General features: G+C 70.6%; 17 protein-coding genes. 5 read left to right on the top strand and 12 right to left on the bottom strand.

Annotated features, from left to right (window positions below; translation table 11 throughout):
• Positions 1-41: 41 nt before the first annotated feature.
• The gene (locus tag VSH64_RS45890; RefSeq protein ID WP_326569006.1) at positions 42-1,412 is read right to left on the bottom strand and encodes a purine-cytosine permease family protein; all 1,371 of its coding nucleotides are present in this window, start codon (positions 1,410-1,412) and stop codon (positions 42-44) included.
• 81 nt (positions 1,413-1,493) lie between these two features.
• Positions 1,494-1,913: a hypothetical protein gene (locus VSH64_RS45885; protein ID WP_326569005.1), complete on the bottom strand. Its 420-nt coding sequence runs from the start codon at positions 1,911-1,913 to the stop codon at positions 1,494-1,496.
• Between the two features lie 92 nt (positions 1,914-2,005).
• Between VSH64_RS45885 and VSH64_RS45880 the strand changes: the two genes are divergently transcribed.
• The gene (locus VSH64_RS45880; protein ID WP_326569004.1) at positions 2,006-3,223 is read left to right on the top strand and encodes an MFS transporter; all 1,218 of its coding nucleotides are present in this window, start codon (positions 2,006-2,008) and stop codon (positions 3,221-3,223) included.
• Between the two features lie 91 nt (positions 3,224-3,314).
• Here VSH64_RS45880 and VSH64_RS45875 read toward each other — a convergent pair whose 3' ends face one another.
• The 3 genes from VSH64_RS45875 to VSH64_RS45865 form a co-directional block, all read right to left on the bottom strand.
• Entirely contained in the window at positions 3,315-5,303 is a 1,989-nt protein-coding gene (locus VSH64_RS45875) for a S53 family peptidase (RefSeq protein ID WP_326569003.1), read from the bottom strand.
• A gap of 280 nt (positions 5,304-5,583) precedes the next feature.
• A complete protein-coding gene (locus tag VSH64_RS45870) occupies positions 5,584-7,137 on the bottom strand; it encodes an alkaline phosphatase D family protein (RefSeq protein ID WP_326569002.1) in 1,554 nt (517 codons plus the stop codon).
• A gap of 31 nt (positions 7,138-7,168) precedes the next feature.
• Entirely contained in the window at positions 7,169-7,822 is a 654-nt protein-coding gene (locus VSH64_RS45865) for a hypothetical protein (protein WP_326569001.1), read from the bottom strand.
• Between the two features lie 102 nt (positions 7,823-7,924).
• Between VSH64_RS45865 and VSH64_RS45860 the strand changes: the two genes are divergently transcribed.
• The 3 genes from VSH64_RS45860 to VSH64_RS45850 all read left to right on the top strand — a co-directional run bounded on the left by VSH64_RS45860 (position 7,925) and on the right by VSH64_RS45850 (position 13,737).
• Positions 7,925-10,945, top strand: coding sequence for an AfsR/SARP family transcriptional regulator (locus VSH64_RS45860; RefSeq protein ID WP_326569000.1), 3,021 nt, complete (start codon positions 7,925-7,927; stop codon positions 10,943-10,945).
• A 111-nt stretch (positions 10,946-11,056) separates the two neighbouring features.
• Positions 11,057-12,280 carry a hypothetical protein gene (locus VSH64_RS45855; protein ID WP_326568999.1) on the top strand — a complete coding sequence of 408 codons (1,224 nt, stop codon included), beginning with the start codon at positions 11,057-11,059 and terminating at the stop codon, positions 12,278-12,280.
• Positions 12,281-12,333: 53 nt separating this feature from the next.
• On the top strand, positions 12,334-13,737 hold the full coding sequence (locus VSH64_RS45850) for an FAD-binding oxidoreductase (protein ID WP_326568998.1): 1,404 nt from the start codon (positions 12,334-12,336) through the stop codon (positions 13,735-13,737).
• A 61-nt stretch (positions 13,738-13,798) separates the two neighbouring features.
• Here the strand turns inward: VSH64_RS45850 and VSH64_RS45845 are convergent, their stop codons facing one another.
• The 4 genes from VSH64_RS45845 to VSH64_RS45830 all read right to left on the bottom strand — a co-directional run bounded on the left by VSH64_RS45845 (position 13,799) and on the right by VSH64_RS45830 (position 16,780).
• Complete coding sequence (locus VSH64_RS45845) at positions 13,799-14,977, bottom strand: glycoside hydrolase family 88 protein (RefSeq protein ID WP_326568997.1); 1,179 nt, start codon at positions 14,975-14,977, stop codon at positions 13,799-13,801.
• 280 nt (positions 14,978-15,257) lie between these two features.
• Positions 15,258-15,713: a DUF4396 domain-containing protein gene (locus tag VSH64_RS45840; protein WP_326568996.1), complete on the bottom strand. Its 456-nt coding sequence runs from the start codon at positions 15,711-15,713 to the stop codon at positions 15,258-15,260.
• A 39-nt stretch (positions 15,714-15,752) separates the two neighbouring features.
• The gene (locus tag VSH64_RS45835; RefSeq protein ID WP_326568995.1) at positions 15,753-16,316 is read right to left on the bottom strand and encodes a DUF305 domain-containing protein; all 564 of its coding nucleotides are present in this window, start codon (positions 16,314-16,316) and stop codon (positions 15,753-15,755) included.
• A gap of 65 nt (positions 16,317-16,381) precedes the next feature.
• On the bottom strand, positions 16,382-16,780 hold the full coding sequence (locus VSH64_RS45830; protein WP_326568994.1) for a hypothetical protein: 399 nt from the start codon (positions 16,778-16,780) through the stop codon (positions 16,382-16,384).
• Positions 16,781-16,952: 172 nt separating this feature from the next.
• On the opposite strand from VSH64_RS45830, the gene VSH64_RS45825 reads away from it, so the two are divergent.
• Positions 16,953-17,975 (top strand): autoinducer 2 ABC transporter substrate-binding protein, encoded by a 1,023-nt coding sequence (locus VSH64_RS45825; protein ID WP_326568993.1) that lies wholly within the window; start codon positions 16,953-16,955, stop codon positions 17,973-17,975.
• 49 nt (positions 17,976-18,024) lie between these two features.
• Here VSH64_RS45825 and VSH64_RS45820 read toward each other — a convergent pair whose 3' ends face one another.
• The 3 genes from VSH64_RS45820 to VSH64_RS45810 all read right to left on the bottom strand — a co-directional run bounded on the left by VSH64_RS45820 (position 18,025) and on the right by VSH64_RS45810 (position 21,713).
• Positions 18,025-19,632 carry an esterase-like activity of phytase family protein gene (locus VSH64_RS45820; protein ID WP_326568992.1) on the bottom strand — a complete coding sequence of 536 codons (1,608 nt, stop codon included), beginning with the start codon at positions 19,630-19,632 and terminating at the stop codon, positions 18,025-18,027.
• Between the two features lie 91 nt (positions 19,633-19,723).
• Entirely contained in the window at positions 19,724-20,947 is a 1,224-nt protein-coding gene (locus VSH64_RS45815; protein WP_326568991.1) for a DUF6923 family protein, read from the bottom strand.
• A 4-nt stretch (positions 20,948-20,951) separates the two neighbouring features.
• Positions 20,952-21,713, bottom strand: a complete 762-nt coding sequence (locus VSH64_RS45810; protein ID WP_326568990.1) for a bestrophin-like domain — start codon at positions 21,711-21,713, stop codon at positions 20,952-20,954.
• Positions 21,714-21,733: the final 20 nt, after the last annotated feature.

Here is a 21,733-nt window from a genome sequence, read left to right as displayed (position 1 = left end):
TTCCTCCTGGAGTAGGTACCAGCCAGCGTGCGACCTCGACCTTACTGGAGGTCAACCTTCTTCCGGCCGCGCAGCAGCAAGTACGCCACCAGCGAAACCACGAACCCGGCGTAGTAGGCCAGATCCGCTCCGTGCAGGGCGGCCGCGACCGGTCCGGTGTAGACGGTGGTGTTCATGAACGGCACGGCGGCCGCGAACCCGATCACGAAAGCCACGAGCGCGGCCCAGGATCGGGCGGGTTTCCGCAGCTCAGCGCTGATGTCGAGGCGGCCGTTCCGGGTGCGGCGCAGCCAGTCGGGCACCACGACACCGAGGAACGGCGGGATCCAGTAGCTCACGACCAGCAGCACGTTTTCGAACTTCGCCGACAGGTCGCCGCTGTGCATCCAGAGGATGAGCGCGAACGCCGCCACCGTGACCACCACCGCAGACACCGGGCGGCGCAGGCGCACGCCGACGGTCTGCAGGGCCAGCGAGCCGCTGTAGTCGTTCATGGCGTTGGACGACACCGCGGCCAGGGCGATGACCAGCAGCGCCAGGCCGCCGAGCGCACCGCCGCCGACCAGGCTCGACACGCCCGCCGCGGTCTGGTCGCCCAGCGCCGAGCCGAGCGCGAGCCCGATGCCCTCCCCCAGCGCGTACGACGCCACCAGCCCGAGCAGCGTGAACCAGAAGACCCCGGCCGGCTTGGTGTCGGCGGGCAGGTAGCGGCTGAAGTCGGCGGCGTAGGGCGCCCACGAGATGGCGAGGCTGAGCGTGATCGTGGAGAACAGCACCACGGCGCCCGCGAAATCGCCGCCGGTCGCGCTGTCGGTGAAGGTGATCGGGTGGTCGAGCACGACCTTCACCGCGAGTGCCACGAACGCGACCACCAGCACCGCGCTCATCACGGCCTGCACGCGGTGGATCACGGCGTACCCGAACACGCCGAGCAGACACTGCAGCACCAGCACGATCACCACGGCCAGCCAGAACGGCAGCCCGGTGAGCTCCGCCAGCGCCTCGCCGCCGAACAGCCCGACCAGCGCGTCCCACGCGATGCTGCCGAGCCACTGCACCAGCCCCGGCAGCACCACGGTCTTGCCGAACGGCAGCCGCGCGAGCGGCAGCTGGCCGGCGCCCGTCTTCGGGCCCCAGGTGGAGAGGAACGCGGGCGGCAGCGAGCCGATGACGGTCCCGACGAGCGCGACCAGGAAGCCGGTGGTGAAGCCGAGGCCGAGCGTGGAGCCGAGCGTGCCTGTGAACACCGCCGTCATGGTGAGGTTCGGCGCGAACCACACACTCGCGAGCCGCCACGGCCGCCCGAACCGGTTCGCCTCCGGCACGGGCGTGATGCCGTGCGTCTCGATGGCGAAGTCCCCGGCCCCGGAGGGCATGCGTCCCCCGAAGATGTCGGCGTCGATCCCGCTCATGTACTGGCCTTTCTCCCGTTTGCCGGGGTCATGATCCCTGGTGGCGCTGGTGGAGGAAAGCTTCCGCGACGAAGGTCTCCCTCAGCGCGCGAAGTGCGGGTCGAGGAGGTCGAAGGCGACCGAGTTCCCCAGATTGTCGGTCACCTCGACGACCGTTCCGGAAATCGCGATCCGCTCGAACGGGTTCGAGCGGGTCGACGCGACCAGCCAGCAAAGGTTCCCCGTGGGGTCGAGGCGGGCGAAGAAGCCGTCCGCGCCGAGCTCACCGGGCCCGCAGACGATCACCCCGTCGGCGATCTCCGCGCGGGCAGCTTCGTCGATCTCGATGACGTCGTGGGGATCGGCGAGGACCTCGTCGAGGTCGAGCCTCGGGCCGAGGTCGAACCACGACAGGGCGGCTCCGTTGGTGTCGATGGCGAAAGCGGTGTCGTCGGCCCGGTACAGCCCGTCGTGAGCGGGCGCGGTGCCCGCTCTCCACAGGGCGGCGATGCGGTCGGTCATGGCCTTCTGCCTTCCGGAGGTCTTTCCTGGTTCACGCTGCGAGGACGGTTTATCCCATCGACGGCCTCCGGGCCCGCGGAGAGAATGATCGAATGGGGGTTCTGGGGTCGCGGCCCTTCGCGGTGTTCTTCGGTGCTCGCATGGTGTCGCTGCTCGGGAGCTCGATGACGCCGGTCGCGCTGGCGTTCGCGGTGCTCGACGCCGGCCCGTCGGGTTCGGGGGACCTCGGGGTGGTTCTGGCGGCGCAGATGGTGCCGATGATCGCGTTGCTGCTGGTCGGGGGTTCGGTCGCGGACCGTTTCCCGCGCGCCGCGGTCGTCCGCCTGGCCAACCTGGGCAGCGGCGCGACCCAGCTCGTGGCGGCCGCGGTGCTGCTGACCGGGCACTACTCGTTGCCGGCGCTGGTGTGCACGGAGTTCCTCAACGGGGTGCTCACGGCCTTCACCACGCCGGCGTTGCGGGGCATCGTGCCGCAACTGGTCCCACGCGATTCGTTGCGGCAGGCGAACTCGCTGCTCTCGACCGCGCGCAACGTCTCGAAGGTCGCCGGCCCCTCCGTGGCCGGTTTGCTGGTCGCCACGGTCGGCGGCGGCTGGGCCATCGCGGCCGACGGCCTGTCGTTCGTGGCGGCGGGGCTGATGTTCAGCTTCCTGCGCCTGCCGGGGGTTTCACCGGCCCGAGTCGGCGTGCTGCGCGGCATTCGCGAGGGCTGGGTGGCGTTTCGGGGGATCACCTGGCTGTGGCAGATCGTGCTCGCGTTCACGATCGTCAACATCGCCCAGACGGGCGTCTGGCAGGTCCTCGGCCCCACCATCGCGCGCGACACCATCGGCTCGGCGTCGTGGGGCGTGGTGCTCAGTGTGCGCGCCGCGGGAGTCCTCATCACCGGCGCCCTGATGTACCGCGTGACGGCGCGGCGCCTGCTCACATTGGGCCAGCTGTGCGCCGCGTTGTGCGCCACGCCGTTGATCGTGCTCGGCACCTCCCCCGGCGTACCCTTGCTCGCTGCGGCGGCGCTGGTGGCGGGACTGGGCGGGGGCGTCGCGAACGTCGCCTGGGACACGACGATGCAGGAGAACATCCCGCCGCACCTGCTGTCGCGAATGGCCGCGTACGACGACTTCGGGTCTTACGTGGGGATCCCGATCGGACAGCTGTCGGCGGGGCCGTTGGCGTCGGCGTTCGGCGCCGGGCGGGTCGCGGTGGTGGGTGGGGTTCTGCTGGGGGTGGCGGCGTTGGTGCCGTTGTTGTCAGGGGCGGTGCGGAAGATGCGGCATGAACCGGCCGCCGAGTCCGCCGCCACCGGCTGACCGGCCGTCTGACTCCGAAAACGAAGCAGACCCCCACTCCACCACGAATTCCGCGGCGAAGCAGGGGCCTGCACCGACCCTCAGTAACTCATCACACGAGCAGCAGGAACGCCAAGCCGTTCGGCGAGCCCAGGCCGGTGACGTCGTCGTAGCCCTTCGTGGTGTGGATGGTCAGGTTGGGGTAGTCGAGGGTGCGGGCGGAGGTCAGGAGACCGTCCGACGCGTCGACGCTGTTGGCGAAGTCCACGCGTTCCACGGCGGCGTCCACGTGCTTCACGTCGTAGATGGTGCCGGTGCGGGACGTGAGCTGGTAGAGCGCCGGGTTGATGAAGCCGTGGTGGAAGTGGTCCAGGGAGTCCGCGACGGCCATCACGCCGGCGAAGATCGGGGACGCCAGGCTGGTGCCGCCGATGCGGTACTGGTCGTAGTAGTCGCCGTCGGGGAAGCGCTGGGTCTGGCCGACCAGCATGCCGGTGTTGGGGTCGGCGACCGCGGAGATGTCCGGGACCACGCGGCCCTTGGCCTTGCCCGTCTGGTTCTTCGTGGACAACGCGTCGGGCACGATGCCGCGCTGGTACGCGGGCTGCGGGAAGACGCGGCTGGTGCCGCCGCCCGCGCCGCCGTTGAAGGCGCCCGGGAAGGCCGGGGTGTAGGCGCCCGCGGTCAGGGTCGACTTGCCGGTTTCCCAGCCCGTCTCGAAGGTGCGCTTGCCCGAGGCGTCGACCGCGAGCGAGGTGCCGCCGACGGCCGTGACCCACGGCGAGGAAGCGGCGAAGTCCGGCGAAGGCGTGCCGAGGCGCGCGACCTCGTCACCGTTGTCGCCGGAGGAGAAGTAGACGCCGATGCCCTCGAGGGCACCCTGGACGGCGATCTGGTTGAACGCCTTGATCTCGTCGGCCGGCAGGTCCTCGCCGGTGTCGCCGTAGGAGTTCGACACGATGTCGGCCTTGTGGCCGGCGATCACGTAGTTCAGCGCGGTGTCGAGCGAGAGGTCCTCGCAGTCGGAGCCGCCGACGTAGAGGATGTTCGCGCCCGGCGCCATGCCGTGGGCGGCCTCGACGTCGAGGGTTTCCTCGCCGTACCAGCCGGAAGCGTCACACTGGTCCGGGCCCTCGTCGGCCGCGTTGACCGGGAACACGTGCTGCTTGAACTGCGCCTTCGTGAGCGGGTGCGCCGGGTCGTTGCGGCGCGCGTACTCGGAAGCGTCGGCGTAGATCGTCGGCGAGGCGAAGGCGTCCACGATGGCGATCGTGGTGCCGTGGCCGTCGGCGCCGAGCTTCGCGGCCTGGTCCAGGCCGTACGCCGACCGCAGCTGCGCGGGCTTGTAGCCGCACGGCGCGTACGGGAGCTGCTTGCCGTTGTACGCCGGGTCGGTCGTGTCGGTCTTCTGGCCGTAGTAGTCCGAGCACGGGCCCGAGTTGCGGAACCCGGCACCCGGCGGCGCGGTGGCCGGACCCGACGACTTGGCCGAAGCGGAAGCGGTGTCAGCCGCACCCGACGTGTGGTCCGGCTTCAGCAGGCTCGTCGCCTGGTCCACGCCGACGACACCGAGCACCGAGGAAGCCAGCGAAGCGGGCACGGACAGGTTCTTGTCCGCCGCGCGCAGCGTCTGGCCCTTCACGGTGTACTTGCCGAGCGTGACGTCGAACGCCTTCTGCACCTGGTCCGCCGTACCCACGGCCTCCACGTACGCGCGGTTCGACGGCACGTCACCGATCTGGAAACCGGCGCCCGACAGCCACGTCTTCACCGCGGACACCGTGGCGTCCGAAGCGGCGAAGCGGTCGCGCACCTGCTGCGGCGAGAGGTACTGCCGGTAGCTCTTCGAGTGCGGGTCGGACACGCCCGCCGCCGCGGCTTCCGCGGCGGCCTCGTCACGCTGGTTGAGGTACACGCGGAAGTCCAGCTTGGACGCGGGCGTGGTGTTCGCGACCTTGGCCCCGGGGTTCGCCCAGAGCGGGTGCGACTGGGGGATGTCGGTCCGCCCCGGGGTCGACGCCGCCGACGCCATCGCCGGCGTGGTGGCCGCGAGACCACCCGCCACCGCCAGCGACAGGAACACGGTGAGACTTCTTCGCACAGGCAACTCCCTCGAGAAACGCGGCGCCAGGTGCCGCGGACGTCCGGCCCGAGACTAGGTCCGCACCGCCCGCCGGGGAAGGACCCGGCCCGGCGGTGCGGAACCGTTATCTCGACGCCCGCTCTCGATCTTCGTTGCCCCGCAAGGAGGAAGTCCGGTTCGTCCGCACTGTCCCGAGTGGAATGTCAGCTAACCGCACGGAAGTCCGTTTCCGGTGTCCCGCTGCGCGGTATCACGGAGCACGCACCGCCAGTGAAATCCACCTACTTCCGTCGGGAGCTCACACCGCCTGCAGGCCCTTCGACCCCGCGCCGACCACGAAGCTCTTGTCCGTCTTGATCACGAGCTTCGCCGGGTCGTTCACGCTCGTGTCCGACACCACCACGAAGTCGGCCAGCATCTGCGCCGGCGTGGCGGTGACGCGCACGTAGCCGCGTTCTCCCTTGCAGTACTTGATGTGCGGGTTGTTGGCGAGCCAGGCGGCCGACGGCGGCGCGGCGTCGTCGCTGTTGGACGTGACCGACGTGGTCACCAGCTCCGAGCCGACGATCGGGTCGCTGTGGTCGAAGTAGTCCTTGCGCAGATCGGCCGCCCAGTGCCGGTGCACGTCGCCGGTGAGCACCACCGGGTTCGGCACCCCGCGGTCGATCCAGCCCTGCGTGATGCGGTCGCGCGAAGCCTGGTAGCCGTCCCACGAGTCGGGGCTCTCGCACGTGGTCGACTTGCCGTCGCCGTCGCGCTGGGCGAAGAACACCTGCTGGCCCAGGAAATCCCAGGTGGCCGGGTGCGTCTCGAACGCCTTGAGCAGCCACTGCTCCTGCGCGGTGCCGGTGATCGTGCGCGAGGTGTCGCGGTAGGGCCCGCACGCCGTGCCGGTCACCTGCGCGCTGCGGAACTGGCGTGTGTCCATCATGTGGAAGCGCGCCAGGTTGCCCCACAGGAACTGGCGGTACAGCTGGATCGACGACCCGTTGGGCTTGGCCGTGGACCGGATCGGCATGTGCTCGTAGAACGCCTGGAACCCGAACCCCTTGCGGGCGGCCGAAGCCGGGCTCGTGGTGCTGTTCCAGTTGTTCATGACTTCATGATCGTCGAAGACCACCAGCCAGGGCGCCAATGCGTGCGCGGCTTGAAGGTCCACATCGGTCTTGTGCTGGCCGTGGCGGGCCCGGTAGAGCGCCAGCGTGGTGGTGTCCGAAGGCACCGCGAGCCGGCGCGGGTTGAGGTTCGCTTTCACGCGGCCCGAAGGCTTTTCGTAGATGTAGTCGCCGAGGAACAGCACGAGGTCCGGATCGTCGCGCACCACTCCCTTGTACGAGTGGTACCAGCCTTCCTCCCAGTGCTGGCACGAGGTGAAGCAGTACTTCAGCTGGTTCACGGCCGCACCGGCGGCCGGTGCGGTGCGCGTGCGGCCCACCGGCGAGATGAACCCGGCCGACTTGAAGCGGTAGAAGTACTCGCGCGCCGGTTCAAGCCCGGTCGGTTCGATGTGCACGCTGTGCGCCGAAGCGCGCACGGCGTTGACCGAACCGCTTTGCACGATGGAGGAAAACGCTTCGTCGTTCGCGATTTCCCAGTCCACGGCGTACGTCGCGTCCGGCATGCCGCCGAAGCCGTCGGCGTTGAGCGGCGCCGGTGCGAGGCGTGTCCAGAGCACCACGCTGTCGGGCAACGGATCACCCGAGGCGATGCCGAGCTGGAACGGGTCGTGGATCGGCGGGGCGGCGACGGTGGTGCGCGCGTTGGCCCACGAAGGCAGCGCGGTCGTCGCGGCGGCGGCGGTCACCGCGGCGAGTCCGCCGAGCAGCACCGAGCGCCGGTTCACCTGGCCCATGTCAGGGGTTTCCTTTCGGGGATAAGGGTTGTCAGGCCGCGAAATCGGTGAGGCCGGCGCTGCAGCCGGCGAACGTCGGCGGCGAGGTGTTGTGGCCCGTGCAGACCTTGTAGAACACCCACTTGCCCTTCGCCACCGGCGCGGCCTTGTCCACCGACGTGCCGTTGCCCCCGGAAGCCCAGACGTAGTAGGGCCCCGAGCCGTCGGCGAGCCAGTACTGCACGACACCGGAGCTGCCGTCGGCGTTGGTGTCGTAGGCGACGAAGTGCGCGTCGGACGAGCGGAACACGCCTTCGGCGGCACACGACGCGGCGCACTGCGCACTGCCGGTACCGGTGCCGCAATCGGGTGCGACGCGGGTGTCGGACCCGGTCTGCACGTAGCCGTCGGACACGTAGCCGCCGAGCGCGGGCACGTAGTCCCAGAGGGTGGTGGTGCCGAGCGGCCCGGCCACGGAACTGCCGGCGGTCTGGCACTCGATCGCCACGGTGGCACCGTTGGCCACCGTCTTCACCGCCGTGGCGGCGGTGTTGGGTGCGCGACGGACGTTGAGCGGGTCGCCGGCGGTCTGCACCTTGCCGGGCACCGTCGCGAACGCGGGCACCGCCGCCGCCACCGTGAACCCGCCGATCGCCGCCAGGACAACCCCGAACCCGGCCCAGCGCCGGAGCTTCGAACGCTTCATGGCCATAGCGTGTCGAAGGCTTGTACACGACCCGTACAAATTGCGAGTTAAGGGACGTCTGCCTCCGAATGGCTCTGGCTAAGCGCCGCGCACGCTCCTACCATGCCCGATCATGGGGACCTTGCCGCTCAGGCGGGTAAATTGTTGACTTCACTGGCGTTCCGAATTCTCGGACCGTTGGAGGTCGTCGCTGAAGGCCGGGCCGTCCCGCTGGGCGGACCGAAGCCGAGGTTGCTGCTGGCCGCGTTGGCTTTGCAGCCGAATGTCGTGGTGTCCACCGAAGTGCTGGTCGAGATCCTGTGGCCGGGTACCGCACCTCGTTCCGCGGCAGCCAACATCCGCACCTACGTCCACTCCCTGCGCCGGCGGCTCGCCGAAACGGCACCCGAGCTGGGTGACCGCATCAGCAGCCGCGCTTCGGGATATCTGCTCCGCGCCGCCGACGAAGAACTCGATCACGTGCTGTTCGCGAACCACGCCGCGCAAGCCCGGAAAATGTTCGAGCGCGGTGACGCGGAAGCGGCGCTCGCCGCACTCGACAAAGCCGATGCCCTTTGGCGCGGTGAAGTGCTCGAAGGGCTGCCGCACGACCACGGCTGGGGCGCGGCCGTGGCCCGGCTGACCGAGCTGCGGCTCTCGGTTCAGGAGCAACGGCTGCGGGCGCGGCTCGAGCTGGGCCGCCACGGCGAGGCGATCGCCGAACTGCGCGGCCTCGTGACCGAACACCCGCTGCGCGAAGAGCTGTGGCAGCAGCTCGTGACGGCCTTGCGCGACGGCGGCCGGATCGCGGAAGCCGTGGAGGCCTACGAGCTGGCCGAGCACACGCTGGAAACCGAGCTCGGGGCCCGCCCCGGAGCGCGGCTGCGGGAGCTGCGCGCCACGCTCGTGAAGCCGGCGCGGGTGCCCGAGCTGCCCGCCGAGCTCGCGGTCGTGCGCCCGGCCACCGAGCTGCCGATCTGCCAGCTGCCGCTCGACCTGCCGGACTTCACCGGTCGCGAAGACGTGGTCGAGCAGCTCGTGACGCGCCTGCGCGAACACGGCGAGACCGGCCGGCCCGCGGTGGTGGTGCTCTCGGGCGCGCCCGGCGTCGGCAAGTCCGCGATCGCGGTCCGCGTGGCCCACGCGGTGCGCGACGCGTTCACCGACGGACAGCTGCACGTGGACCTCGCCGGCACGTCGTCGTCACCGCGGGCGCCGATGGGGGTGCTGGCCGAGCTGCTGCGCGCGCTCGGCATCCCCGACGCCGGGCTGCCCCGCGACCTGCCGGAACGCTCGGCGCTGCTGCGCTCGCGGCTGGCCGGCAAGCGCATGTGCGTGGTGCTCGACGACGCCGGCAGCGCCGCCCAGGTGCGCCCGCTGCTGCCGGGCACGGGTGCGTGCGCGGTGCTCGTGACGAGCCGGGTGCGCCTGCCCGACCTCGACGGCGCGGTGGCGGTGGACGTGGACCTGTTGCCCGAGCCGGAGGCCGCGCGGCTGTTGGAGGGCATCGTGGGCGCCGAGCGCGTGGCGGCCGAGCCCGACAACGCCGCCGCGATCCTGCGCCAGTGCGGGCACCTGCCGCTCGCGATCCGCGTGGCCGGGGCGAAGCTCACCAACCGGCCCAGCTGGTCGTTGCGGATCCTCGCCGACCGGCTGCACGACGAGCGGCGCCGGCTCGACGAGCTGCGCGTGGGTGATCTCGCCGTGCGCGCCAGCGTGACGCTGAGCTACGACCTGCTGCCCCTGTCGGCGGCCGCGGCGTTCCGCCGGCTCGGGGCGCTGGGGCCGATCCAGTTCCCGGCGTGGGTGGTGGCGGCGGTGCTCGGACGGCCCTCGGCCGACGACGTGCTCGACGTGCTGGTCGACGCCCACCTCGTGGAGCTCGTGGCGTCCGACGCCACGGGCCAGCCGCGCTACCGCCTGCACGACCTGCTGCGGGTGTACGCGGCCGAGCTGGCGGAGCGCGACGCGCCGGAGAAGACGCGCAACGCGACGCGGCGGGTGCTCGAGGGCTACCTCGCGCTGGCCGTCGCGGCGGCCGAGCGGATGCCGATCCACTTCTTCGGCCAGTACCGCGACCACGCGGTGCCGTACCCGGAGCTGCCCGACGGCACCGATCGGCTGCTGGCCGATCCGGCCGCGTGGTTCGCCGCGGAGCGGCCCACCTGCGTCGCCGCGGTGACGCAGGCCGCGCAGCTGGGGTTCGACGATCTGGCGTGGCAGCTCACGGCCGCGTTCACGCCGTACTTCGACCTGCGCGGGCACCAGGACGACTGGTACGCCACCCACGCGGTGGCGCTGGCGGCGGCCCGGCGCGCGGGGGCGGTGCGCGGCGAGGCGATGATCCAGCGCAACCTGGGCCAGATCCGCCTGTACCAGGACAGCTACGCCGAGGCGTTCGTGGCCTACGACGCGGCCCGCGAGCTCTACGAGCGGGTCGGCGACGCACAGGGCACCGGCATCGCGCTCGCCGGGCTCGGCACGATCCTGCGCATCCAGGGCGACAACGACCTCGCGCTGGAACGCTGTCACGAAGCGTCGAAGCTGTTCGCCGAAGCCGGCGACCGCCACGGCGAGGCGGTGATCCGCATCGCGGTGGGCGCGGTGTGGATGGCGCAGAAGTGCTACGCGCCGGCCAAGCGGTGGTTCACCGACGCGCTGGAGCTGGCCGCCGTCATCGGCGACCGGCACCGCGAGGCCCACGCGCTGCAGCGGCTCGGGCTGCTGCACCAGCACGAGGGCAACCTCGGGTCCGCGCGCGAGCACGTGACGCGTGCGATCGCCGTGTTCACCGATCTTGGCGACGACCACTGCGTGGGGTACGCCAACCAGAACCTCGGTGAGCTGTGCCTGCACAGCGGCGATTTCGCGCACGCGCAGCTGCTGCTGGTCAACTCGCTGAGCGTGCACCGCCGCAACGGCGACCGGCGGTCGGAAGCCGAGGTGTCGCAGCTGCTCGGTGAGCTGCATTCGGCGCTCAGCCAGCCGGAACGCTCGCGCACGTACTCCGAACGCGCGCTGGCGATCTGGCGGGAGCTTTCGGCGCGGCCCCAGCAGTCCGCTTTGGAGACACAGTTGGAAACCCGGTTGGAGACCCCGTTGGACCCGGCGGCCGGAGAGGGGCCGCGGATCGTGTCCGCCTGACCCGTACGCGCGGGCGCGCTTGCCCTCCGAAGAGGTCCTGCCGGGACCAAGATGACGTCTCGGCAGGACCCCTTTTCGTCGTGGGGTAACGGGTCGGGAACGGGAGCACGGATGGTCCGAAGAGGTCTGACGGTTCGGGTGGCCGCGGTGCTGGCGGTGGTGGTCGCGGTGTTTCCGGCGACACCGGCGGTCTCGGCCACTCCCCCCACTCCCATGGGGGCGGCCGGGTCGTGGCGGATCGATCTGTCCACCGTGGACGATGCGGACGTGAACGTGTCCTCGGTTTCAGGTTCGCTGACGCTGGCGGGCCCCGACAACACCGTGGACACCCCAGGCAGCTCAGGCACGTTCATCACTCCGGCACGCCGGCTCACGACCGTGACGGGCCGCGTGAGCGCCCGGGTTTCCGCCGACGTCCCGGCCGGCACCACTGTGGACCTCGACGTGCGCGGCCGCGACGACACCGGCGGCTGGACGGAGTGGACCCCGGCGGGCCGGGAGTTCCCGTTCGCCGCGCGCACGGTCCAGGCGCGCATCTCGCTGTCCGGCCCGACCGGCGGGCCCTGGCCGGTCGTGCACTCGGTCGAGCTCACCGCGTCCGGCGGCACCGCGCGCGCGGCCGTGGTCACCGAACCGCTGACCTACCGCGTCTACGCGACCCGCGAAGGTCTGGTCGGCGGCAAGACGTCCAACGGCCACGTGATCGCCCAGCGCGACCACTTCGTGTCGTTCCCCTCGACGAAGTCCGTGTCCCCCAAGGGAACCGGCTCGTACACGGCGAAGGTCTGCCGCACCGACGGCACGCGCTGCGAGTTCGCGCCCGTGTGGGAGGTCGGGCCGTGGAACACCCACGACGACTACTGGAACCCCTCCGACGAGCGCGCCACCTTCCCGACGCTGCCGCAGGGCACGCCCGAAGCGCAGGCCGCGTTCCAGGACGGTTTCAACGGCGGCAAGGACTCCCGCGGGCGCGCGGTGAAAAACCCGGCGGGCATCGACCTCGCCGACGGCGTGCTCTGGGACGGCCTCGGCCTCACCGGCAGCTCGTGGGTAGACGTGACCTACCTCTGGACCGGCACCGGCGGCGCCCTCGGGGTGATCACCACCGCCGGGGCGCCGCTGAACCTGCGCGAGAGCCCCAGCACGTCAGCGGCGATAAAGGGCGTCGCGGCGCCCTACGCACAGGTGCCGATCGAGTGTTCGGTCACCGGCGAGTCCGTGAGCGGCGCGCTGGGCACCAGCACGCTGTGGGACCGCGTGGGCCCGGATCTGTACGTCTCGGACACGTACGTGAAAACCGGCGCCGACGGTCCGCTCGCTCCGCCGTGTCCTTGAGCCGCGCCGAACGGCGTCCGATACTGGGCAATTCGGCTGCCTGAGGGGGCACCATGACCACACTGGACACGACTGAACTCACCCCGTTGCGACAGAGCCTCACCGGGGCGGTGCTCGCCCCGTCCGACGAAGGCTACGAAGCCGCGCGCAAGATCTGGAACGGCCAGATCGACCGGCGGCCGGCCGTGATCGCGCAAGTGGCGGGGCCGGCGGACGTCGCGGCGGCGCTCGCGTTCGCGCGGGAGCACGCGCTGCCGGTGAGCGTGCGCGGCGGCGGGCACAGCTTCGGCGGCTTTTCCGTGTGCGAAAACGGTTTGCTGATCGACCTGAGCGGACTGCGCGCGGTCGTCGTGGACCCGCAAGCGCGCACGCTGCGCTGCGGCGGCGGCACCACGTGGGCCGAACTCGACGCGGCGGGTCAGCAGGAAGGGCTCGCGGTGCCGGGCGGCACGATCAGCGACACCGGCGTCGGCGGCCTCACGCTCGGCGGCGGCGTCGGCTGGCTCACCTCTCGCCACGGCCTCAGCATCGACAACCTGCTCTCGGTCGAGGTCGTCACGGCCGACGGCGTGACGCGCCGCGCGTCGGAGGAGGAGAACGCCGACCTGTTCTGGGCGCTGCGCGGCGGTGGCGGCAACTTCGGAGTGGTGACGGAGTTCGAGTTCCGCGGGCACCCCGTCGGCCCGATGATCGAGTTCGGCCTGTTCTTCTGGCCGCTCGCGCAGGGCCCCGAGGCGCTGCGGTTCATCCGCGACACCCTCGCGACGCTGCCGCCCACCATGGGCGCGATGCTCGTCGGCCTCAACGCGCCGCCGGCCGAGTTCGTGCCGCCGGAGGCACACTTCGCGCCCGGGTACGCGCTGGTTATCGCCGGGTTCGAGGGCCCGGAGGAACACGCCGCGGTGGTCGCGCAGGTCCGCCGCGGGCTGCCGACCGCGTTCGAACTGGTCACGCCGATCCCCTACGTCGCGCTGCAGCAGATGCTCGACGAGGCCGCCCCACGCGGGACACTGTCCTACGAGAAGGCGCTCTACGTCGACGAACTGAGCGACGAGGTGCTCGACGTGATCGCCGAGTACCTGCCCCGCAAGGCGTCCCCGATGTCGATCATGCCGATGTTCGTGATGCGCGAGGCCTTCACCCGCGTGCCCGAGGACGCGACGGCGTTCGGCGGCACCCGCTCGCCGAAGCTCGCGGTGAACATCGCCGCGATGGCACCGGAGCAGCCGTTGTTCGAGACGGACCGCGCGTGGGTGCGCGAGTTCTGGGCGGCCCTGACCCCGTTCGCGTCGGGCGCCGGCGGCTACGTGAACTTCATGACCGAGTACGACGAGAACCGCGTGCGCGCGGCCTACGGCGCGGACAAGTACGAGCGCCTGGCATTGCTCAAGGCCGAGTACGACCCCGGCAACGTGTTCCACTTGGGTGCCAACATCCGGCCCGCCGTCACGGTCTGACGCGCCGAGGTGCCGGCCGCCCCGCGACAGGGCGGCCGGCACTGCCGGCTCCGGTCGGTCCTCAGTGCCCGGACAGGTCGATCGCCTTGTCGAGCTCACGCGGCTTGAGCACGCGCAGAATGCCTTCCAGCAGGTAGTAATCCGCGTACGGCAACGACACCTCGATGCCGTCCTCGGCCGGCCGGTTGCGCGTGCAGCGGGCCACCACGGCGTCGGCGCGCGCCGACTTCGTGGTGAGGCAGGTGCGCGAAGTCGCCTCGAGCAGGCGCAGGCCGGCGGTGCGGTAGTGCGCCTGGCCGGAGGCCGCGGCGAGGTCGATGAGGCCGCACGCCATCACGACGCCGGCGGAGGCGTCCTTGATGTCGTTCGGCGCCTGCGGAGCCGTGTAGTCCCACACCGGCACGTTGTCCGGGGTCAGCGCCTTCAGCGCGAAGTCCGCCAGCCGCCGGGCCGTGGTGAGGAACGACCGGTCGCCGGTGCGGCGGTACATCGTGGTGAAGCCGTAGATGCCCCACGACTGCCCGCGCGACCAGCACGAGGCCGGGCTGTAGCCCTGCACGGTGCCGGGCCCGATCTCGGCGCCGGTGGCGGGGTCGAAGTCGAACACGTGCGGCGTGGAGCCGTCGGGGCGCAGGAACACGCGCTGGGCCGTTTTGGCGTGCTCGATCGCGATGTCGAGGTACTGGCGGTCGCCGGTTTGCTTGGTCGCGAAGTCGAGCAGGTCGAGGTTCATGATCGTGTCCATGATGATCCGGCCCGCGTCCTTCGGGTCGGTCAGCGAACCCCAGGCCCGGATGAAGTGGCCGTTGGTGTTGTAGCGCTTGATCAGCGACGAGGCCGCCTGGAGCGCGCCGGCGCGCCACTTGTCGTCGCCGGTGATGCGCCACGCGGTGACCCAGGACGGGTAGAAGAGGAATCCGAGGTCGTGGGTGCTGGTGTCGTTCTGGCGCGGCGCGAGTTTGTCGGCCGACGCGAGGGCGAGCGTGCGGAATTGTTCGTCGCCGGTGTGCAGGTATGCCATCCAGAGCGTGCCCGGCCAGAATCCGCCGACCCAGTCACCATTCTGCGAAAAGGCCCATTTCTCGAACTTGGTCCCAGTCGGAAACGCGGTGACGCCCGGCGCGACCGCCCGCAGCTTCTTCACCGCGTAATCTGCCGCTGAGCGGAACACCTTCTCCTGGCTCGCCGCTTCGGCCACTCCCTGGCCCGAGGCCCCAGTAGAAGACCCAGTTGAAGCCATCGCCGGGACAGCGCCGGATGCGGTCACCGCCACCGCGGCACCGGCCGCGGTGGTCAGCAGGGTACGCCGGGAAACGCTCACGATTGCCCGCCATTTCACAGTCGTGGAAAACTACAGTGGGGAAATGCCTCACGGGAAGGCCGCCCGATTTTTACACGAGCGCGCCGAGGTTGTACACCCACCAAAGCGTGCATTCACGGTTGTGAATTGTTCATGGATGTGAATTGCTATTCCGCGCGCGGACCGGAGCAGACCACGGACCTACTCCGGTCCGGACCACTCAGTGGTGGTGCGCGTGAACCACGGCGTGGCCCTTGCCGCGGCCGATCATCCACTTGTTCACCGGCACCGTGACCACGAAGGCGACCGCGAGCGAAACCAGCAGCGACAGCCAGAACAGCCCGGTCGCCAGGCCCGCGTCGAGCGCGCCCGGGACCACGACGATCACGAGGTTGTCGACGATCTCCATCACCGCGATCGACACGGTGTCGGCGGCCAGCGCGACCTTGAACGCCGCGGAGAAGCTCAGCCCCGACTTCAGGACACCGCGCATCGTGAGGCCGTAGCCGAACACGAACGCGAGCACGATCGACAGCACCACCGTGGCCGTGTTGTGCAGCCCGAACGCGGTGCCGAGGACCATGCCGAGCACCTCACCGATGGCACAGCCGGTGAGGCAGTGCAGCGTCGCCTGGATCGCGGTGGACCAGGACGCGCCGTGCTGGTGATCAGTCATGTCGCGCACTATACCCCCTTAGGGTATCTAGAGCCACGGTCAGCGGCCGAGGAGCGACTTCATGGTGGTGATCTCGGCCTCCTGGGTGTCGACGATCCGCCGGGCCATGGCCTTCGCGTCCGCACTGCTCCCCTGGGCCAGCTCGGTGCGCGCCATCGCGACGGCGCCGGTGTGGTGCTCGATCATCAGCCCGAGCCACTCGCGGTCGTAGGCCGTGTCACGCAGCCGGTCGAGGCCCGACGCATCGACCCGGCCGGGCATCGAGCCGTGGTCCGTGCCGGCCATCCCACCCATCCCGGTCGAGGGCGCCGGCGCGCCCCAGCTCTTCAGCCACGCGGTGAGCTGGTCGATCTCGGGCTGCTGCGCCTGCTGGATCTGCTTCGCCAGGGCGATCACGCGCTGGTCGCCGGTGTGCTGCGGCACGGGCTCGGCCATCTCGACGGCCTGGCGGTGGTGCGGAACCATGTCCTGCGCGAACGTGACGTCCGCGGCGTTGTGGTCGGAGGGCTGCACGGCTGGTGGCGTGGCCGGCTGCGCCGAACAACCGACGAGCACGGCAGCGATCGCGGGCAGCACGAAGCCCGCCACGAACTTGCGAGTCATGACTTTTTTCCTCACTGACAAGACCGGGTACGACGGATCAGGGACACGAGACAGCTCGTGCCCGATCAGATCCGCAGCACGCAGGCAGCGGTGAGGAGTTCCCGGCCCGACGGCGCCGGCGGGGCCCGGGCGAACCCGGCGAGCCCGCGCTCGACCGACGCCGGCACCACGACTTCCCGCCGTCGGCGCAACCACGCCCACGCGAGCAGCAACCCCGCCGCGGTCAGCAGCACCGCCAGGCACAGGTGCAGCATCGCGTGCCCGCCGGTTTCGTCGACCGGCCCGGCGATCGCGCCACCGGACGCGACGAGCGGCACCGAAGCCACGGGCATTGGCATGCCGCCCATAGCCCCGCCGTGCGGCGCCGGCACGTGGTGCATCACGAGCACGCCGAAGGCCAGCACGCCGAGCAGCAGCCAGCGTGCCGGGGCCGGCAGCGCGAACCCGCGGGGTGATCGAGTCATCGCCGCCAGCCTAACCGCATACCCCAAACGGGTATCCGGTGCCCAAGATCACCGTTGAACTCACTTCCGTAACCCTTTGCACACGACCGGTTGACCACCGTGAGCACGCTCCCTTACGTTCGCTCCAGGTCGCCGGCGGTGCGCAGACCGTGAAACCGAAGGACTGGTGGGGATGCGAAGGCCGACCAAGACGCTGATCCTGGGCGTCGCGCTGCTGCTCACGGCGGTGGTGGGGCTCGGCAGTTGCTCGTCCGCGCTCAGGGTCCAGGCGGCCGACGGCGACACGCCGATCCGGATCGCCTTCGTGCCGAAGGTGGCCGGCATCGCCTACTTCGACGCCATGAACGCGGGTGGCCTCGCCGCGGCGAAACAGCTCGGAGTGGAGTGGCTCACGCGCGGTCCGGCCACGGTCGATCCGGCGGACCAGACCACCATTGTCAAGGACCTCGTGGCGAAGCACGTGGACGTGATCGCCGTGGCGCCCAACGACCCGGAGGCGCTGGCGCCCGCGATCGCCGACGCGCGCGCCCACGGTGTCCACGTGCTCACCACCGACACCGACGCACCGCAGACACAGCGCGAGGTGTTCGTGAACCAGGCCTCCGCCAACGGTATCGGCACCGCGCTCGTCGACGCGCTCATGGCGAAAACCGGCGGCACCGGCAAGTTCGCCATCGTGTCGTGCGGCCGGACCGCGGCGAACCTCAACGCGTGGATCTCCGTCGAACAGTCCTACGCGGCGCAGCGGTATCCGAAGGCGCAGCTCACAGAAATCGTCTACGCGGGCGAGGACACGACCACGGCCACGGAGCTCGCGAAGCAGGTACTCGACCGCCACCCCGACCTCACGGGCCTGATCGGCGAGTGCACCACCTCGGCTCCCGGTGTCGCGCAGGCCGTGCGGGACCAGCAGAAGATCGGCCGCGTGTACACGGTCGGCACCGGCACGCCGCAGACGATGAAGCCGTACCTGCTCGACGGTTCGTGCTCGATGTCGGTGCTGTGGAACGTCGAATCGCTGGGGTACCTCACGGCGTGGGCGGGGCAGCAGCTCGCGCTCGGCCGATCGTTCGGGCCCAGCAACAACGTGAGCCTCGAGCTGCCCGCGGTGAAGTACGACGCGCGCGCGAAGACCATGCTGCTCGGCGACCCGCTGCTGATCACCCAGGACAACGTGGACCAGTTCAAATACTGACGGCCGGGGCCCCCGAAGGAACCCCGGCCGGCAGTGCTCGGAAAGGACCTCAGCGGACGTCGATGGTGACCGTCGCCGTGGTGACCTTGGCGGGCAGCTTGGTGGTGTCGATCTTCAGGTACTCGCCGTCGTCCTGCTGACCGTTGGGCAGCGTCTTGGCGTGCAGCGCGTACGGCGGCGCGGTGTTGGAGAGGCCGTCGATGCCGAAGTCGTTGTCGTTGCTGATCACCAGGGTGCGGCCGCCGTCGGTGGTGGCCACGCCCTCCACCTTGTCGTGGCCGAAGAACCCGCCGGCCGGGTCGAACCCGGTCACCAGCGCGCCGAGATCGACGTACAGCTTCTTCGACACCGGCTTGATGCCCACCTTCGCGAGGTCCGCGGTGGCCTCTTCGGTGGTGTCCTTGCCGACGTAGGCGTCGATGCTCGACTGGGCGTCACCCACGAGCAGCCCGCCCTTGGCCGAGTCGTACGCGGCACCGGCGACCTTCGCCTTCGGGCCGACGTCGGTCGCGCCGCGCAGGTCGATCTCGTAGATCTTCTTGAACGCACCGGGCTCGAAGTTGCCGTCGCGTTCGTCCACGAGGAACTTGGTCGACGACAGCGCGGTGATCTCGCTGACCGCCGTGCCGGTGTCGTCCGGGTCCTGCAGCAGGTAGAGGTACTCGTGCGTCGCCCGCGTGCGCAGGTCGACGGTGACGATCCGCAGCGTGGTCACGTTGCCGGGCTTCTTCGTGAGGTCCGGTTGCTGCAGGGCCGACTGCATGACACCCACGAGCGTCTTGCCGTCCGGCGTGAGCGCGAGGCCTTCCATGCCCTTGTTGGGCACGCGGTACTTCAGCTCCTTCGGCAGCGAGCCGTCGAACGGCGAGAGCCGCTCGATCGCGCGGCCGTCGGCGCGGAAGTGCGTGATGAAGGGACCGTACTCGTCGGACACCCAGAACGTGCCGTCGCGTTCGGCGACGAGACCTTCGGAGTCGTAGCCGTTGGCGGTGGCCGGCAGCGGCTTGCCGTCGAGGCCCACGATCGTCTCGCCGGTGTCGGCGGCCGTGCTGACCTGCCCGTTGTACGGCGAACCGTCCTTGGCCCGCAACGGAATCCGCTTCTCGAGCACGGCCTTGCCGTCCTTGAGCCGGAACTTGCCGATGGCCGGGTCGAACGCGGGCAGCGGCTCCACCTTGGAGCCGTCGGGCGCGTCGACGTTGGGGCCGCGGTCGGTGAGGCCGTAGAACTCGTCGCGCGAACCCGGCACCGGCGTGAGCGCGGACCCGTAGGCACCACCGGTGAGCTTCACGCCGCCGATGGTCGCGAGCGGCGGCAGGTCGGTCGGGTAGAGCTGCACCGCGTCCGACACGGAGTACGTGAAGGTGTCCCGGCCGTGGAAGCCGGGCGCGGGCGTGTAGCTGAACGACCCGTCCGAGTCGAGGGTCAGGGAACCGTGCGCCGGCGCGGTGTGGCGCACGATGGCGCCGCCGTCGCTGTCGTTGCCGCGTACTCCGTCGCCGTGCACTGCCAAGGCGTGGCCGGCCCGGGTCCCGTAGTGGTCGTCGCGGGCGGCGAACGCGGTGTGCCCGCCGCCTCCGTGCGCCGACGCCGTGCCGGTGGCCAGCAGCGGCACGGCGAGGATCCCCGCGGCGACCCCGATTCTCACGCGCTTCATCCGATATCTCCTCCTCCGGCGTCATTCGACACCGGAGGAGGAGTCTGGGTAACGGAGTTGGACAACGGCCGTCTTCGAGGCGACGCCCGCGTTAACGGCCTCGTCTCACATGCGCGGCCGCCGCTCCGCCGCCGATCACCAGGATCAGCACGGTCACGCTCCACCTGCGTTGTTTCTCCACGAGGTGCCCGGAATCGGTCACCGGCTCGGGGGTCGGCGTGGGCTGGACCTTTCGCGGCGGCGGGACCGACGCCGGGGCGACGATCGGGTCGGACCGGTCCGCGACCGGCGGCGGGGTCACCCCCGGCGGGGGTGGCTGCTCCACGATCCCCGGCGGCGGCGGATTCTCCACCGGCGGCGAAGGGATCACCGGGTCCGGCGGCGGTGTGTGGCTCGGCGACGGAGGTGGTGGCGGGGGCGGCGGTGGCGGTGGGGGCGGCGGCGCGGTCGCCACGGCGAGGCAGCCGGCCCCGTCGGAGGACACGAGTTCGGGTCCGGTGCTGATTTCCGTGGCCGGCGCCGAACCGTCGCGCGGCAGCCGGTAGGTCACGCTGCGGTGGCCGATGCGGTTGGCCGTGGCGTACAGCGCACCGTCGGGACCGAACACCACCGAGCCGTACGCGGTGGCGAGCGGGAACTTCAGCCGCGGCACCACGGCGACGCGCCCGTCGCGCGGGTTCACCGTGACCACCGAGCCGTGGCCGGCGGCCGTCACCGACACGCCGTACAGCAGGCCGTCGGCCGGGTTGTAGGCGAAGTCGTCTATCCCGGCCGAAAGGACGATCGGGCGCAGTTGCACGTGGCCGACCACGTCGAGGTAATGCGGACTGGCCGGATCAACGTCCACTGTGTACACATTGTTGGCGTGCAACAGGTACCACGAGTTGCCGGACATCGCGCCGCCCGTCGACCCCGTGGCCCAGCTCCAGATGCCGTGGCGCGCGCCGGCGCGGAACACGCCGCCGAGGTCGGTCACGCGGCCCGCGCTGTCGATCTTCACCGCGTGCGCGCCGTCGTGGAAGTGGCCCGAGGTGGGGCCGTCGGCCACGCCGTAGACCACACCCTGCGCGGCCGAGTAGGCCATCGCGTTGATCGTGTAGCCGGCGTTGCCGAGCTCGTGGCGTTCACCGGTCGGCAGCGTGAGCCGCACGAACGACGAGGACCGCGAGTTCTGGCTCTCCACCTGGAGGACAGGACAGGTGGCCGGCGCGGCGGCGTGGGTGCGGCCCGGGGATTCGAGCCAGCCCGAGGCCACGAGCAGCGCCGAGACGGCGACCACGGCGGCCGCCACGGGGATGAACCGGGGAATGCGCACGCGCTCAGCCCAGTCTGGCCAGTGCCGAGCTGAACGCGTCGGGCTGGATGTTCGCCCCGCCGGCGAACGGGTTCTGCAGCTGGAAGATCGCGTACAGCAGCAGCGCGATCGTGCCCGCCAGCGTCGACACGATCACCAGGTGGGCCGCCATGCGCGTGCCGCCGAAGAGGTTGGGCAGCAGCACGGAGATGATGCTGCCGAGGATCAAGGCGAACCAGACCACCGAGCCGACGCCGCTCGTGGCCGCGTCGGTGAGCCGCGCCTGGCGGGCCTGGTACACCTGCCACAGGTCGTTGGCGGCTTCGGTCTTGCGGTCGTTTTCCCAGTCGCTGTCGGCTTGTGCGCCGGCGATGGTGCGGCGCAGCTGGTCGAGCTGGGTCCAGCCGGTCTGGGGCAGCGTGCCGCCGTCGGCCAGGCGCGGCCATTCCTGGTGCTGCACCGTGGCGGCGTAGGCCGTGGCGAGCTGCTGCACCCGCTGACCGGTGTCGCCGGGCAGCGCCTCGGCCGCCCACGTCATGGAGACGAGGCTGTCGGCCTCGGAGTAGGAGCCGTCGCGCGCGGCGCCCACCGCGTCGAACAGCGAGATCAGCACGAACGCGACGAGTACCGCGTGCAACCCGCCGACAATGGTGAACACCTGACCGGCCGCATCGTTGTTGTCACGACGACCTTCGTCCCAGCCGAACCGCCTCACCAGATAGCCGATACCGCCGCCGACGACGGCCGCTCCGACCACCCAGAAGATCCCGGTCAGGTAGACGTTCATCCGACCCCTTTCACACTTGA

Source organism: Amycolatopsis rhabdoformis, assembly GCF_035918295.1.
In the GTDB taxonomy this organism is placed as follows: domain Bacteria; phylum Actinomycetota; class Actinomycetes; order Mycobacteriales; family Pseudonocardiaceae; genus Amycolatopsis; species Amycolatopsis rhabdoformis.
This window is presented reverse-complemented; position numbering and strand designations above follow the sequence as displayed.

What these genes read in the sequence shown, in the direction of transcription:
- VSH64_RS45840 (WP_326568996.1), bottom strand. Translation starts at nt 15,713, where the DNA reads ATGACTGATCACCAGCACGGCGCGTCCTGGTCCACCGCGATCCAGGCG.
- VSH64_RS45880 (WP_326569004.1), top strand. Translation starts at nt 2,006, where the DNA reads ATGGGGGTTCTGGGGTCGCGGCCCTTCGCGGTGTTCTTCGGTGCTCGC.
- VSH64_RS45820 (WP_326568992.1), bottom strand. Translation starts at nt 19,632, where the DNA reads ATGAAGCGCGTGAGAATCGGGGTCGCCGCGGGGATCCTCGCCGTGCCG.
- VSH64_RS45835 (WP_326568995.1), bottom strand. Translation starts at nt 16,316, where the DNA reads ATGACTCGCAAGTTCGTGGCGGGCTTCGTGCTGCCCGCGATCGCTGCC.
- VSH64_RS45865 (WP_326569001.1), bottom strand. Translation starts at nt 7,822, where the DNA reads ATGAAGCGTTCGAAGCTCCGGCGCTGGGCCGGGTTCGGGGTTGTCCTG.
- VSH64_RS45850 (WP_326568998.1), top strand. Translation starts at nt 12,334, where the DNA reads ATGACCACACTGGACACGACTGAACTCACCCCGTTGCGACAGAGCCTC.
- VSH64_RS45855 (WP_326568999.1), top strand. Translation starts at nt 11,057, where the DNA reads ATGGTCCGAAGAGGTCTGACGGTTCGGGTGGCCGCGGTGCTGGCGGTG.
- VSH64_RS45890 (WP_326569006.1), bottom strand. Translation starts at nt 1,412, where the DNA reads ATGAGCGGGATCGACGCCGACATCTTCGGGGGACGCATGCCCTCCGGG.
- VSH64_RS45810 (WP_326568990.1), bottom strand. Translation starts at nt 21,713, where the DNA reads ATGAACGTCTACCTGACCGGGATCTTCTGGGTGGTCGGAGCGGCCGTC.
- VSH64_RS45870 (WP_326569002.1), bottom strand. Translation starts at nt 7,137, where the DNA reads ATGGGCCAGGTGAACCGGCGCTCGGTGCTGCTCGGCGGACTCGCCGCG.
- VSH64_RS45885 (WP_326569005.1), bottom strand. Translation starts at nt 1,913, where the DNA reads ATGACCGACCGCATCGCCGCCCTGTGGAGAGCGGGCACCGCGCCCGCT.
- VSH64_RS45830 (WP_326568994.1), bottom strand. Translation starts at nt 16,780, where the DNA reads ATGACTCGATCACCCCGCGGGTTCGCGCTGCCGGCCCCGGCACGCTGG.
- VSH64_RS45860 (WP_326569000.1), top strand. Translation starts at nt 7,925, where the DNA reads ATGCCCGATCATGGGGACCTTGCCGCTCAGGCGGGTAAATTGTTGACT.
- VSH64_RS45825 (WP_326568993.1), top strand. Translation starts at nt 16,953, where the DNA reads ATGCGAAGGCCGACCAAGACGCTGATCCTGGGCGTCGCGCTGCTGCTC.
- VSH64_RS45845 (WP_326568997.1), bottom strand. Translation starts at nt 14,977, where the DNA reads ATGGCTTCAACTGGGTCTTCTACTGGGGCCTCGGGCCAGGGAGTGGCC.